Source organism: Euryarchaeota archaeon (assembly GCA_016207515.1).
In the GTDB taxonomy this organism is placed as follows: Archaea; Thermoplasmatota; SW-10-69-26; order JACQPN01; family JACQPN01; genus JACQPN01.
Map to the genome: position 1 here is coordinate 231,670 of JACQPN010000025.1, position 12,780 is coordinate 244,449.

Annotated in this window: 11 protein-coding genes; 6 read left to right on the plus strand and 5 right to left on the minus strand. The window is 63.6% G+C overall.

Annotation, left to right across the window (positions count from 1 at the left end; translation table 11 throughout):
• Positions 1-198: 198 nt before the first annotated feature.
• The 3 genes from HY556_11730 (at position 199) to HY556_11740 (ending at position 3,153) form a co-directional block, all read left to right on the plus strand.
• Positions 199-1,287: a M28 family peptidase gene (locus tag HY556_11730; protein ID MBI4394445.1), complete on the plus strand. Its 1,089-nt coding sequence runs from the start codon at positions 199-201 to the stop codon at positions 1,285-1,287.
• 75 nt (positions 1,288-1,362) lie between these two features.
• Positions 1,363-2,301 carry a DNA cytosine methyltransferase gene (locus HY556_11735; GenBank protein MBI4394446.1) on the plus strand — a complete coding sequence of 313 codons (939 nt, stop codon included), beginning with the start codon at positions 1,363-1,365 and terminating at the stop codon, positions 2,299-2,301.
• Positions 2,302-2,424: 123 nt separating this feature from the next.
• Positions 2,425-3,153 (plus strand): hypothetical protein, encoded by a 729-nt coding sequence (locus tag HY556_11740; protein MBI4394447.1) that lies wholly within the window; start codon positions 2,425-2,427, stop codon positions 3,151-3,153.
• A 94-nt stretch (positions 3,154-3,247) separates the two neighbouring features.
• Here HY556_11740 and HY556_11745 read toward each other — a convergent pair whose 3' ends face one another.
• From HY556_11745 to HY556_11765, 5 genes are all read right to left on the minus strand, one after another.
• Entirely contained in the window at positions 3,248-3,397 is a 150-nt protein-coding gene (locus HY556_11745) for a 50S ribosomal protein L40e (GenBank protein MBI4394448.1), read from the minus strand.
• Between the two features lie 313 nt (positions 3,398-3,710).
• A complete protein-coding gene (locus HY556_11750) occupies positions 3,711-4,220 on the minus strand; it encodes a DUF367 family protein (GenBank protein MBI4394449.1) in 510 nt (169 codons plus the stop codon).
• A gap of 25 nt (positions 4,221-4,245) precedes the next feature.
• Positions 4,246-5,226 (minus strand): class I SAM-dependent methyltransferase family protein, encoded by a 981-nt coding sequence (locus tag HY556_11755; GenBank protein ID MBI4394450.1) that lies wholly within the window; start codon positions 5,224-5,226, stop codon positions 4,246-4,248.
• A complete protein-coding gene (locus HY556_11760) occupies positions 5,133-6,086 on the minus strand; it encodes a protease complex subunit PrcB family protein (GenBank protein ID MBI4394451.1) in 954 nt (317 codons plus the stop codon). Before HY556_11760 ends, HY556_11755 begins: the two co-directional genes overlap by 94 nt.
• A 49-nt stretch (positions 6,087-6,135) precedes the next feature.
• Entirely contained in the window at positions 6,136-7,938 is a 1,803-nt protein-coding gene (locus HY556_11765; GenBank protein ID MBI4394452.1) for an exo-alpha-sialidase, read from the minus strand.
• A 184-nt stretch (positions 7,939-8,122) separates the two neighbouring features.
• On the opposite strand from HY556_11765, the gene HY556_11770 reads away from it, so the two are divergent.
• The 3 genes from HY556_11770 to HY556_11780 all read left to right on the plus strand — a co-directional run bounded on the left by HY556_11770 (position 8,123) and on the right by HY556_11780 (position 12,771).
• Complete coding sequence (locus tag HY556_11770; protein MBI4394453.1) at positions 8,123-8,464, plus strand: peptidyl-tRNA hydrolase; 342 nt, start codon at positions 8,123-8,125, stop codon at positions 8,462-8,464.
• A gap of 122 nt (positions 8,465-8,586) precedes the next feature.
• Positions 8,587-10,620: a hypothetical protein gene (locus HY556_11775; GenBank protein MBI4394454.1), complete on the plus strand. Its 2,034-nt coding sequence runs from the start codon at positions 8,587-8,589 to the stop codon at positions 10,618-10,620.
• 591 nt (positions 10,621-11,211) lie between these two features.
• On the plus strand, positions 11,212-12,771 hold the full coding sequence (locus HY556_11780) for a hypothetical protein (GenBank protein ID MBI4394455.1): 1,560 nt from the start codon (positions 11,212-11,214) through the stop codon (positions 12,769-12,771).
• The last annotated feature ends 9 nt before the right edge of the window (positions 12,772-12,780 follow it).

The window sequence follows — 12,780 nt, forward strand, 5'->3', positions numbered from 1 at the left end:
AAACTTCGCCCGACCAGGACCAGCCGGCGGCACGGTGCCCGTTCTTGGCGCCCGTCGGAATTGCTCGCGCGTGCGGGCGGGGCCTGGATCAGCCTCCCTTTGGCGACGAAAACGGGCACGGATCGGTCCCAGGCGGCGGCACTCCGAGGCCGACCGGCTTCAATAAGGTATAAGAACCCTCAGGGCGGCTTCATGGTGATGAAGGGGGAAGCTGGATTCGTGCTTCTGACCTTGGCTACTGCAGCCCTTTCCGGGTGCGTAGCCCCGCCGGTGGCCCCTAGCGATGGCATAGGGCCCGCCGCCGCGACCCAAATCCCGATTCTCCCGATCGACGTCTCCGGCTCCTCCGCCTACGATTTCGTCGTGAGTTTTGCCATGGGCTTCCCGTTGCGGATGCGTAACCTCGTGACCCATGAAGATTCTCGCGACTACCTCGAGCGGGAATTGAAATCGTTCGGTCTGGAGGTGGTCCGCGAGCCCTACACGCCCGGAGGCGACACGCCCATCCCCGGCGTGAACATCATCGGTTACAAACGCGGCACCGAGTTCCCGGGACACGTGATCGTCCTCTCCGCCCACTACGACACGGCGGACAGCACCGTCTACGGCGCGTGGGACGATGGCGCCGGAAGCGCTGCACTCCTCGAACTTGCGCGGTCGTTGTCGAAGGGTTCCTGGCGCCACACCATCGCCTTCGCTTTCTTCGACGGCGAAGAACGAGGCCTTCAGGGCTCCGCGGCCTACGTCGAGGAGCACATCAAGACGGAGGACATGGAGTTCATCGCCGACATCACGCTAGACCCTCCCGGCATCAACTACCCGTGCAAAGACCCGGACGGACAGTTCCTCCCGATCACCATCCTCAGGAGCAACAACACGACGGGCCCGAACCAGCTCATACAGGACCACGTGCGCTCGACTTTCAAGGAGCTCGGTTTCCCGGCATCGGCCTACGAGGAGTACGTCGTCAACATTTACGTGACCCGCGTCGAGGGCACGCCGGTCAATCGCGGCGGCACGTCGGATCATCGCAGTTTCGACCGCGCGGACATCGCCAACCTCTTCATCGGGGGTTCGGTCGGGAAGATCCTCGGGCCGGCGAAGGTCATGTCATATGGCCTTCACACGCCGATTGACACCCTTCAACAGATGGAGGCGCGTTGCATCGGGGGCGCCCCGGTCCTCAAGGAAGCGTTCCAGAACATCCTCGACCTGACTTTGAAGACCGTCGAGAAGATCGACGCGGACGGGTTGGGGCTAACGGGAACCGACGAGACGATGGCCTGAGCCACACGGATTTCGACCCGCACAGGGCGCGCGGGCCCAAGACGTTTATCGGGGGGCCGGCGCATCCCGTTGACATTGCACTCCCTCATCGACGTGTTCTCAGGCTCCGGCGGCTTCAGTCGCGGCTTCGCGGCCCTCCGCTTCACGCCGACTTTCGCCGTTGAGGCTTTTCCACCGCACGCCGTCGCCTACGCGACGAATTTTCCGGGGTCGCGCGTCGAGGTACTTCGCGTCGAGGAGATCAGGGATTGGCCGAAGTGCGACGTTCTCATCGGAGGCCCGCCGTGCGAACCGTTCACGGGAGCGAACCCCAACAGGTCGCAAGATGCCGCGAAACGGCTCAACGAGGATCCCGTCGGGAGGCTTGTCCTCGAATTCGCCCGAATCGCCGGAATCGTGAAGCCGCGCGTTTTCGTGATGGAGAACGTTCCCGGTGTCGCGGCCGGCGCGGCGGAGAAGATCCTACGCGAGTCATTTTCCGCTGCGGGCTATGGGCGGATCTGGATCAACCGTTTGCACGCCGAGGAACATGGGACGCCATCGAGAAGGACGCGCGTCTTCATTTCGAACATACCGATCTCTCCACGAAAGGTCCCGGTGGTCGTCACGGTCTCGGAGGCCCTTGCAGGGCTGCCGCCGCCCGACACGGGTCTTTCGAACCACGAGACGACGACGGTGAGTCCTGAAAAGGCCGAAAAGATCCGGCGACTCCGGCCCGGTTCGTCGCTCGTCAAGTACAGAGGAGCAAGCGGCCGCGGCCACTCGAATTGGACTAGGCTCTACGCCGACCAATTAGCTCCGCCGGTCATGGGGAAGAGCCGCTTCGTCCACCCGGTGGAGGACCGACTCTTGACGGTTCGCGAGAATGCGCGTCTCATGGGCTTTCCCGACGAGCACGTTTTTTCAGGCGGGCGCGATACGCAGTACGAGCAGGCTGGGGAAGCGGTGCCGCCGCCGTTGGCCCGCGCCGTCGCATCGGAAGTCCTTGCGTACCTTGACGCGACCAAGGGATAAGCCCGAAATGGGGGGCGCCTCACCCGGTTCACTCGTCTCGACTGGTGCGTCCGCCCCGCTTGAATACTCGATTCAAGCGAGCAATCCATAAAGTTTTAGCCACCGCCCGGACTAGGGCGGACGATGACGGGGCCACACCTTCCCGGATTCGCAGTAGCGAGCCTGCTCGTACTCACCCTTTCTCTTGGCGGCTGCGTCAACCAGGACTCCGGCGACGTGCGGCTCGTCCTTAACGCTCCCCAGACCGGCGACGCGCTCCAAGTGGGTGTGTTCGTCGACAAGGCGGACGCGTCGGCGGCCGAGTTCCAGATCCTGTTCGAGGGCGTCCAGGCGTACCCGAAATCGGGCAAGGCGAAGATGACCCTCGTAAGCGGCGCAGGCGACGCCAAGACGAACTATGCCGAGTTCGTGCGCGGGAACGGCGACTACACGGTCAAGGCCTCTTCGGGGTCGAAGTCGTCGGAGAAGAGCGTCGAGATCGTGAAGTTCGTCGAGAGCGTGCGCGTACAGATCAGTTACAACCCGGACGCGGCTCGCGTACAAGTGCAGGCGGGGCTCCTCGCGGCGAAGGCGCATTCGGGTCTTGCCTCGCCCGGCACCGTCGTCACCAAGGGCGACGGTGAGCTCAACTTCTACAAGGAGGATTCGAGCGCGCCGTCGAACCCGCAACCATTCAGGTTATCGCTCGCGGACGCGCAATCGGCGCTGACCTGGCAGGTCTCGACGAGTGAATTCGACCAGGGCCGGGGGAATTACACGGGCGTCGTGACCTTCAAGAATAAGCTGGCCGTCGGCAACACCGCGTCTAACGACCCGTATTTCGCGGCGACGGCGAAGTTTGAGTTGCAATAAGCGCCCCTGCCGATGGGACCCATTGGATCCCGCAATGGCCCGTGACGATGCTGCCGCTCAGAGAAGCGGTCGGTCCGAGGTCAGGAAGACCCGACTATGCGCCGCGGCCTTCGAGCGCCTTCACTCTTAGTTGTTCAGCGTGGCACTTTCGGCAGCGAGTCGCTCTCATGGGGTTCCTGGCGTAGCACTTCATGCAGATTTTCTTGCGAAGGAGCCGCGCTTCGGCCTCAGGAAACTTGCCCATGATATGACCCGGGGTTTCAAGGATGCCGGAACCCCTATATTAAGCTTGTTCGCTCGTTTGGGGCGGGTCCACTTCGGCCAAGTAGCATTCGCGCGGGTCCCATAAGCGGGGACTCGAAGACCCTTTCCCATGGGTGCCATCGGCAACTGGTTGCGAACGCGGCACGGGCGGGTCCGCGAGTTCGAGGAGATCCTTTCTGACCTCCCGGACCACGCCGCACGGGACGCCGTTTCGCGTGACGCGTCGCATTTCGAGCCGCCGACCCAACCGCGAGGCGACGAGCCCCGGCCGTGGGAACGGCACTGATAGGCTTTCAGACGAAGAGAGCCTGCTTCTCCACCACTTCCCTGCTGGTAGCGGCTGAGGCGTATTCCCTCAACGGTTCCGCATTGAGTTTCAGAAAACCCTCGCCCCACTTGAACTTGGACATGAGGACCGCGGCCTGTTCCTCTTCACCAAGGATCCACAAGGCACCTGCCAAGGCCTCCGCCGTCGACAACCGGAACGGTTTGCCATAGTTCACGGGGTTCGCCGCGACGAGGAACGGCAGGGCCCGCGCCATGAGCGCCCGAGGGAGTGCTTCGAAATCCTTCTCGGCCTGCATCCATGAACAATCGAGGGCCATGAGGCAACCCGTCATTGCCATCGGGTAATCGGCCTTCGAGATGGCCTGGGGCGACATGGGCGACAGGAGGACACCGTTACGCGGCACTTTCTTGATGTTCGTCTCAAGGGTCGCAAGGCGGAAGCGGGCGAGGCGGCGAGCGGTGTTGCGGCGCGGATTGTCTTCGGGAACGTGGTAGATGAACACCGGGACTGGCATCAGACGCACTCCGCATTGACCGGTTTCATTCGAGCTCCGCGTCCGCGACCACATGGCTGACGCCCGGCGAGAAGGATTTCACGCGCCTCACCGCGATCGATCGGATTCTTCGGCCGTTTCTTGCCGCGGCCTGCGACACTCGAGTCGCGGGCCTGGTCGAAACCAATTCCTCTGGACACGATTCATGATAATGGATGGTGCCGCCTCGTTCCGAGAGTATGGTCATGGCCTTGTCGAGATACTCGTGCGTTGTCCCGACGAACCCCATGATGACCCGGTCGGCAATGCCGTCCGGCAAGATCGCCCGGTTATCGCCAAGACGGGCATCGATCGTGGCCTCGACCGCGTTCAAGCGAGAGTTCTCCTTCAAGTAAGAATGCGCGGTCGGATTCATTTCCGCAGCGACCACTTGATCGGCTTTGGCGAACTTCGCGACGGGGATCGCGAAATACCCTATCCCTGCGAACATGTCGACCACGGTCTCCCCGGCGCAGTCGAGTTCGCCCATGCGTCGGCGCTCCTCCTTGTTGCCGGAAGCGAACATGACCCGCGCGACATCGAACTTGTAGAGGACGCCATGCTCGCGATGGATCGTCTCGGTATCGTGGCCATGGAGAATCCTGACGGCCGGTTCCCGCGCCGTGCCGCCGATGGCGGTGAAATCGTCGAGCACCGTTTCGACGCCGAGCGCGTCGGCGATCGCCCGTCCGACGACCTCGCCCTTCGGGACGAGGCGCGGGTGGAGTTTGACCACGGCGACGTGCCCGTAGAGTTCCCAACGGTCGGGTAAGAGCGTCAATTCCTCGGGAGAAAGCGTCGAGGCCAATATGTCGAAAATGGCGTCGAACGGCGCCTCTTGACCGACGGCGTCGTCCAGGGCGGACGCGCCGATGAGAACGCCGCCGAACTCCCTCACGGCACCAAGCGCTCCTTCCGCGTCGAGGACCGGGACAAGTACCCGTCCCGCCTCAAGCCTCGGCCGGAAGCGCGTGTCCACGAGGCCCAATGCAAGTAACCTCCGGCGCCCGCGCTCCGCCTCCTCGCCCGGGAGGCCGATGCAGATGTGGTCGCTCGAAGAATGCATGGGACGCCGCCTCCATCCGGGAGGACCCTCATGTTACTTTCCATGGGGAAAACCAGGCCGCGACCGGGGTTGGACAAGATGGGCTTGGTCGCGCCAAGACGGCATGGCTTGACCGCCCCAGGACGTGGCTCCTCCCAAGATCGACCGCGCGGAGGCCCGGCCGCAACGAGGGTCGAGCCGAGCCCCGGCCGCCCGCAACTGGCGTCACTTGCACCCCCGGGGACCGATCGACTCCGAGCGGCCGTCGAATCAATTGACTCGGGGCAATCGTGGACGAGATCGAGGAACACAAACCGGGGCTTTGCCGTGAGATTCGTCCGAGCGATTGCGACCGGGTACGTGATGACGGCCGGCGATGCGCACGACTCGCCAGGAGTGCCGCGCGTCACGGCCACGAAGGCACCCGATGCATTCCCTGTGACGTTGGTTATCGCGATGCCGAATCCGCCGTTTGGTTTCTCGCCCCAGGAGGCGATGATCACGGATTCGTTTCCGAAACCGATGTCGGGCCGTTCGGGTGGCGGGATGACGCCCGCCTGGCAGTACTTCGCCCACCATTCGCTCCACGTCTCGGCGTCGGTCGCGAGTTCATACCCTTCATGGGCACGGCTCGCAGTGCAGCCCTCGATCTTTTCAAAGGAATACTCGACGATAACGGGCGTCTTCGGCGGCGTCGTAGGGTCACCGCCCTGGCTCGTGGAGTCATTCCCATGGGGCGGGCCACGCTCAAGGCACCCGGCAAGAAGGATCGAGGAGACGACAAGGAGCGACAAATGACGCATGGGTGGCCTAGCGCCCGTCGATTGAAAAACGTTTTGGGCCTGGCAGCCGCTACTTTTCTATTGCCACCCAGTTGTCGGCAAGTTTCGTCGCACCCGTCTCGTCGCAGACCTTCTTCGGATCTTGATGCGCGGGGTCGCACCCATCGGTGTACGCGATGTAGAACCTGCCATCAGGCCCTGTCACTATGTCGATGAAGTCCAGAAGGTTCCTGGTACCGGGGTTGCAAGACGAACCCGTTGTGCATATCGAACCGCGTTGCGCCGGGTCACTATCGGGCGTAACTTGGACGTGGCGCATCGCCGGCGACGCGGTGTCGGCACCGTCGACTATCGTCGCGAAGAGGTGCCACTCGGTCCAGCCGGGCGCGTTGTCCGAATAAAGGGGCGTTTGCGCCGTCCCATAATAAGTCACCGCGAGCTTTCCCTTGACCGAGCCGACAGCCGCCGGGAACGTTATCGAAGGGATCTCCGGCGGATTTATCCGCACGGGCGCGCCCCACGTCTTCCCGTGATCTTTTGACATCGAATAGTAAAGCGTCGTGTTCCCTTGCCACACGTAGTACGTGTTCCCCGCGTCGTCGAACGCGAAATCCGCATCGTTGAAAGACCAATAATCCCAGCCCTCGCCGAAGACGCTCATCTCGTAGTTCGCGCCGTAGTCGTTGCTCACGGAGATGTAATTCTTGCCGCCCTCCTTGGCCTCGGCCCAACTTATGAACACGTTCCCCGCCCGGTCTGCTTCCACAGTCCCCGTCCATAACCCCTGGTAGTTGTCACGCGTGCTTATCCCCGCGAAGACCGGTTGGAAGACAAGCCCGCCATCAAGGCTTCGCGAAACGAACACCGAATCCGTCGTCGTGTCGTGGGCGGCATAGTAGAGGATCCCATCCCACGGGGCCATCGGGACGCTTGTGGAGCCCACGGTGAGCTTCTGGTGGTCGCCCGAGGGCCAACCGCACCCAGCGGGGTTCGTCACCCACGTCGCCCCGCCATCGTCCGAGTAGGAAAGGGTGCTGCAAAGGATACCGACGACCGCCGCCTGGAGTTGGCTCACCCAGATGCGATCCGTGTACGGGTCGACGCGCATCATGGGGTCGGCCGACCCGGCCGTATTCGCGATCTGTGGCGAAACGTCCCTCCACGTCGCACCTTTGTCGCTCGACTTGTAAAGGGCAAGTCCCGAGAGCACGAAGATGTTCCCCTTGGAATCGACGCCCATCGTGGGCTCACCCACGCGGCCGCCGGTCTTGTGGGTGGAAAAAGAAATGGTCGTGTCCAATACTGTCGTGAGGTCCTTTGGTTGGAAAGGCAATCCGGCGACTAAGCCCGCATCGACGCTGAACGCGGTGCCTGCGGCGTCGGGGACGTCCACGGCCGTGACGTTCGCTTTCCACCATTGCGGCGCCTCCAATCCAGGAGGAGGATCGATCGCGCAAGCGAGGGTTTGCGCTCCAGAGAGGTCCTTGCATGCGATGCCCCCGGCTGCGTCGTAGACACGTAACGCCAGCGACGACGCCGCATCAGCGACCTTGACGGCGATGATCACCGCGCCGACACCCGGGCCGACCTCGAACTCGAAAGTCTTCGTGGCGGGTGCTGGAGAGCCGGGTTGCGGGACGGAAACCAGGACACCATCGATCCTTTGGGTCTGCGGCATCGTGTCGGTCCACTGGAAGACGACCACCTGCGGCGAGGCCATGACGTTCGCCGGACTCTTCGCGGTGAGGCCTGCGATCGGTGGCGCCGAGACGATCATGCCGGCTCCACCGACGTCCGACGGTTGGCCGACGCAGCCCGAGAGGGCGATTGCGAGAAGAAGAACGGCAGCGGAGAATGCATTCCTACTGTGCACAGGGATCAATCCAAACTGACCGGTTCCACTTAAATAGATTGTTGCGTGGATAGTGACCATCATCACGGCGTATATCCGCTGGCCTCACCGCTCCTCGTACGTGAGGGCTTCCAATCCTGCCGCCCTTCGAAGGCTTTATCCATCGTCGCCGGAATCGAAGAACGTGCCCGACTTCGAATACAAGATGGTCATCGTCGTCCGAAAGGACTTGAAGCTATCGCCGGGGAAGATGGCCGCGCAAGTCGGCCACGCCGCCGTGAACCTCGCGCTAGCAGGTGCAAGGCGAAAGGACAAGGCGTACGAAGCGTGGCTGTCGGAGGGGCAGAAGAAGGTGGTCGTCAAGGGAGAGGGCCTCCGCCAGCTTTACGAGCTCAAGGAACAAGCGGAAGCCCTTGGCCTCGCCACGACACTCGTATCCGACGCTGGACTCACGGAGGTCGAGCCCGGGACGACGACGTGCCTTGGCGTCGGGCCTGCCAAGGCCAAAGACGTCGACCGCGTGACCGGCGGCCTCGCTTTGGCATGATCGGCCCCTTGTGAAGCGCCAATACTTTTCGGACACCACGACGCCGAAGTTAGAGTCACACGGGAAAATCCTGATGACGACGTTGGAGCAAGATCGTAGCTCGTACGCGGAGCCTACAATCCATGCGCGTCAAGAACCTGACCCTCGTTGTCCTCGTGATCGCGATCGTCGTGGAACCCGCCATCGCGAGTCACCATCGATCGTTTTATGAAAACGACACTGGAGCACACGAAACGAAAGAACCGGACTTCGAGACAAGCCGCGTCCTTGCGAGTTTTGGTGGCCCAGACGAGTCGCAACGGGTGATCGACTACGACCACGACGAAACGGGAGACGATGGCTCGACCCGTCTCGACCTCGGTAACGCCGCGCTATTCCTCGATGCCAGGATATCGCAGGCGCCCCTTTCTCCGGCACGTTCGTACGCCATCGATGGCGGCTTCTACGTGTCGGCGATCACGGGCTGGTCCGCAAACACGTTGCCGCCGGGCGAGAACCTGCTCTTCGCCTGGTTCGGCTGGTTCAACGACCTGAACCTCGACGGACGCATCGACGATGATTGCATGCAACGGCCCGGATATGTTGCCGGGGCCGATGAATTCGTTTGGGCCGGGATAATGGAGGAAAGGCCGCATCGGCTGGTTGCGTGGATCCTCCCTGGAAACCACACGGCGGGCCAGATGCCCGATCCATTAGGCTCCTCGGGCCCCTCGGAGCCGATCGACGCCTTGCCGCTCATGGGCTTTCCCGGCTCGCTTTCCCCGGATCTTTCATTGGACGATCGTAGTGGAAACCAGTACGGCGTCTACCCCCAAGCTTGCCCTGCGGACACGTTCCAGGTGGCAGGATCCGGTTTCGCCTCCATGTACTACGATTCTGCGCTTCTTTCGGAAACGGAGATCGTTGTAGCGGCATTCCCGATGGATGGCTCGGCCGTCGTCGGGCTCGACCCGTTCGCGCCACTCGGGTACGACCTCGGCGAGGCGCGGTTCATCGACGTCGATCATTACGAGGCATTGAACCCCTCGATAGCGGACCTGTGGCAAGGGCTTCGCGATGCCGGTCGCTCCGAGTACCTTCAACTCAAGGAGATGACGATCGCAAAGGTCGGGGAGAGCGAGGGCAAGGTGGACGAAACCGCTGCCGCCGCGGGGCATGAACGCGACGTCTTGGTCGAGTCGTTTTTCTCTGTTGCCCGGACCGCCCAGGACACTTTCCGCAACGAGACGGGGATCGAGCCACCCAGCGGCGATCCTTCGGATATGACGGATGAGGTCGCGGTCTTGATCGGAGACGGCGTCAACCGTTCCTTGGAGGCGTTCGATCGTACGACCAACATTTCGCGCCGGTTCTTCGCCGTCGACCCGAGGGAGCCGAACACCGAATGGGATGTCCTACCGGGCGCCTCGTATGGCGCGCGTTCGGACGAGGTGGGGCCGTCATGCACCGACCGGCGGGCCTACCATGCGGACGGCGATTGTAACGATTACTCTGGCTATCTGGATGGAAGGCACGCCTGGGCGGACTTGACGGCGCGAGGAAGCGTCCCATATCCCCACGTGTACCAGATCGGTGGCCCCTATGGCACTCTTCTAAGGATCGTTGTGGACCCGCTTGTCTTCGACGCGAGCGACGCCCCGCAGCACCGTTCGCTGGCACCGGGAGTACCCTACCAATTCAATGCGAGGGTGGGAAGCTGGCACGACAAGGATAATGACCTACACGTCTCGATGGCAACGGGGGCCGGCGCCGAGTTCCGAGGCGCTTGCGGAGACGACCATGCCGGTAATTCCGGTGCTCTGAACCTCACGATGGAATCGCTCGAGGCCGAGGGTGCCTGGCCCGGCGGCCTCTGGGTCTTCAAGGATTTCGAACGAACGGGAAAAGCGTCCGCAGAAGGGGAATCCATCGTCGATCTTTACATGAGCGGGCCCGTTAGCATCCGCATCGGGTGCGAACCCGGACAGCGCGAAGCGGGGGCCGCGAGTGCCCGCGACTGGGTCGTGTTCTCCGAGGGTGCCTTTTCCGGGAGCATGGTCAAGACGACGCTGGAGGTCGCGGTGAGCTTTGTGCTCGATGATCTGAGTCTCGCTCGCGAGCTTGTCCGTGACGTCGATATCTGGAGCCCGCAATCGATCACGCTGGACTCCGTGTGAGTCGCGGCCGACGGCCTGGTCGCGTGGGGCCACGCCCCACGCCTGGGCCCGTTACGTTCATATCGAGTGTCAGACTAACCGACCACCTTGAGCCCGACGGAGAGCGCGCCCGACCCGGTTTTCATTCACTGTGGGAAATGCCGCCACTTCGCTCCATCGATCGTCGGCCGCCATTCCTGCCAACTTGGGCTTGTTCTTGTGGATGGAGTGCACCGGAGAACGTGCAACCAGTACGAGCCGTTTCCATCGATGCAGGGCGAAAGCGAGCTCGACCTCTCTGAATAGGGAAGAACGCGAGCCGGCGCAACCTGAAATGGCACCACGGCCGTGTCGTGTTGCTTTTGACGCCGAAGATGGTTCAAGGGAGAAGATCTGTCGAGCGGGGTGGCGCTGGCCTGGATGAGCAAGACAAATCCCGTCCACCTGGATGCCCGTCGGCGCCGTCGCTTTCCTCGCGGGCACCCCGGGCGATCACTGGCCGGCGACGCGCCATGCGCGCCGCGACGCGGATAGGCGGTTTTGCCCCGTCGTTCGATTTGACCGGGGAAAACGAGCTGACCTCTGGCGTCCCTCGTGGGTCCGGTGTCAAACGTGCGCCGAGGCATCCACACGATCGCGATGGTGCTCGTTCTTGCAACCGCCCTCACCCCCCCTCCCGCTTCGGCCTATGAAGCGGGCCATGCACCCGATGCGGGGCCTGCAGGATGGCACGAGGTCAATGTCGAGGCGTTCGTTCTAGCCTCCGATGAGACTCTCGACATTGACCGTGACACCATCATCCGGGCGAAGGAGCAGATCGTGTTGGCCGGCGACTTGCTGCTACGCCGTGCCTCCGGGTCCCTTTCTGGCCCCTCGCTCGCACTCGTCGCAGGCGGCGACGTATCGATCCTCGGGCGGATAATCGCCGCTGCGGGAGGAGGTGGACGCCCCGGGTCGCCGGACGGCGGCGACGGAAGCGATGTCATCATCATCACGGTCGAAGGACACGTCGGATTCGGACCTGATTCCCTGGTCGCGACGGGACATGGCGGACACGGCCTCGACGTTCGGACTTCAGATCAGGCGCCATCACCCACGGACAGATTCATCCGTGGGGGCGACGGCGGGGACGCAGGAACGCTCTTCGTGAACGCCCGTTGGTTCTCATCGACAGGCGGCGTCCACTACGGCGCTGGAGGCAAAGGTGGGTTCGCACTGGGGGACGGGTTTTCCTCTCCCTTTGACGGCCCAGCTATCCTACGTGGCGGCGATGGCGGGACGGGCGGGTACGGAATCTACGTCAACGACACGGAAGGGTTCCTGATCCCGGCCCGAGACGGACCAGACGCCCTTGCGGCGCGATCAGCGCCTCGGGAGAATGGACCTGCGTCCGCGCCCGCCGCCGGCGCCGGGCCTTGCGTCTCCCACGGCGTCGACGGCACACCGTCCGTGATCGGCGACGGCGGAGCCGGCGGCGATGCGTGCAGCCTCGGTCTGGACGGAACAGATGGGGCAAACGGCGCCAATGGCACGGGCGCCCCCTTGAGTTGCAGCCCTGGCGCCCCCGGAAGTGCCGGCACCGCCGGCGCGGGCGCCGCCGCCGCTCTCGGTGGAAACGGTGGTTTTGCCCTCGTTGGCAACGGTGGGCCCGGCGGCTCGGCCACAACGAGAGCCGGAAGCGGCGGGAACGGGGGCTCAGGCGGCAATGGCGGCAGCTCGTGGGTTGGTGCCGGCTGCGCGGGCGGCAATGGGGGAGCCGGCGGGCCAGCCGGCGCGTCCGCGAACGCCACGGGCGGGGGCGGCGGCACATCCGTTTGCGGAATCGGCGGCAGCGGCGGCACCGCGTCGACCGTCGGGGGCGTCGGCGGCGCCGGCGGAGCAGGCGGGGCCGGCGGTTCCGGAATGCCAAGCGGCGGGCCGCCCGGCGAACCCGGCCTCCCCGGAGGCTCGACGCCTGCCGGGGTACCTCTCGCGGGGCCCGCGGGGGCAGGCCTTCAGGCTTGCGGCGCCCTCTTGGTCCCTGTGAAACCGATCGTTGACAGGGTCAGCAACGCCGATGAGACGTTGATCCCTTGGTCCGCCCTTCCACCGATGCCCTACATCAATCCGAATTCCCCAGAGGTGCCAAGCGTTTGCACCTACCTCGAGGCCCTATGCGGGCCCAATACGTGATGGAGTCAC

What these genes read in the sequence shown, in the direction of transcription:
- HY556_11740 (MBI4394447.1), top strand. Translation starts at nt 2,425, where the DNA reads ATGACGGGGCCACACCTTCCCGGATTCGCAGTAGCGAGCCTGCTCGTA.
- HY556_11750 (MBI4394449.1), bottom strand. Translation starts at nt 4,220, where the DNA reads ATGCCAGTCCCGGTGTTCATCTACCACGTTCCCGAAGACAATCCGCGC.
- HY556_11770 (MBI4394453.1), top strand. Translation starts at nt 8,123, where the DNA reads ATGGTCATCGTCGTCCGAAAGGACTTGAAGCTATCGCCGGGGAAGATG.
- HY556_11775 (MBI4394454.1), top strand. Translation starts at nt 8,587, where the DNA reads ATGCGCGTCAAGAACCTGACCCTCGTTGTCCTCGTGATCGCGATCGTC.
- HY556_11730 (MBI4394445.1), top strand. Translation starts at nt 199, where the DNA reads ATGAAGGGGGAAGCTGGATTCGTGCTTCTGACCTTGGCTACTGCAGCC.
- HY556_11760 (MBI4394451.1), bottom strand. Translation starts at nt 6,086, where the DNA reads ATGCGTCATTTGTCGCTCCTTGTCGTCTCCTCGATCCTTCTTGCCGGG.
- HY556_11745 (MBI4394448.1), bottom strand. Translation starts at nt 3,397, where the DNA reads ATGGGCAAGTTTCCTGAGGCCGAAGCGCGGCTCCTTCGCAAGAAAATC.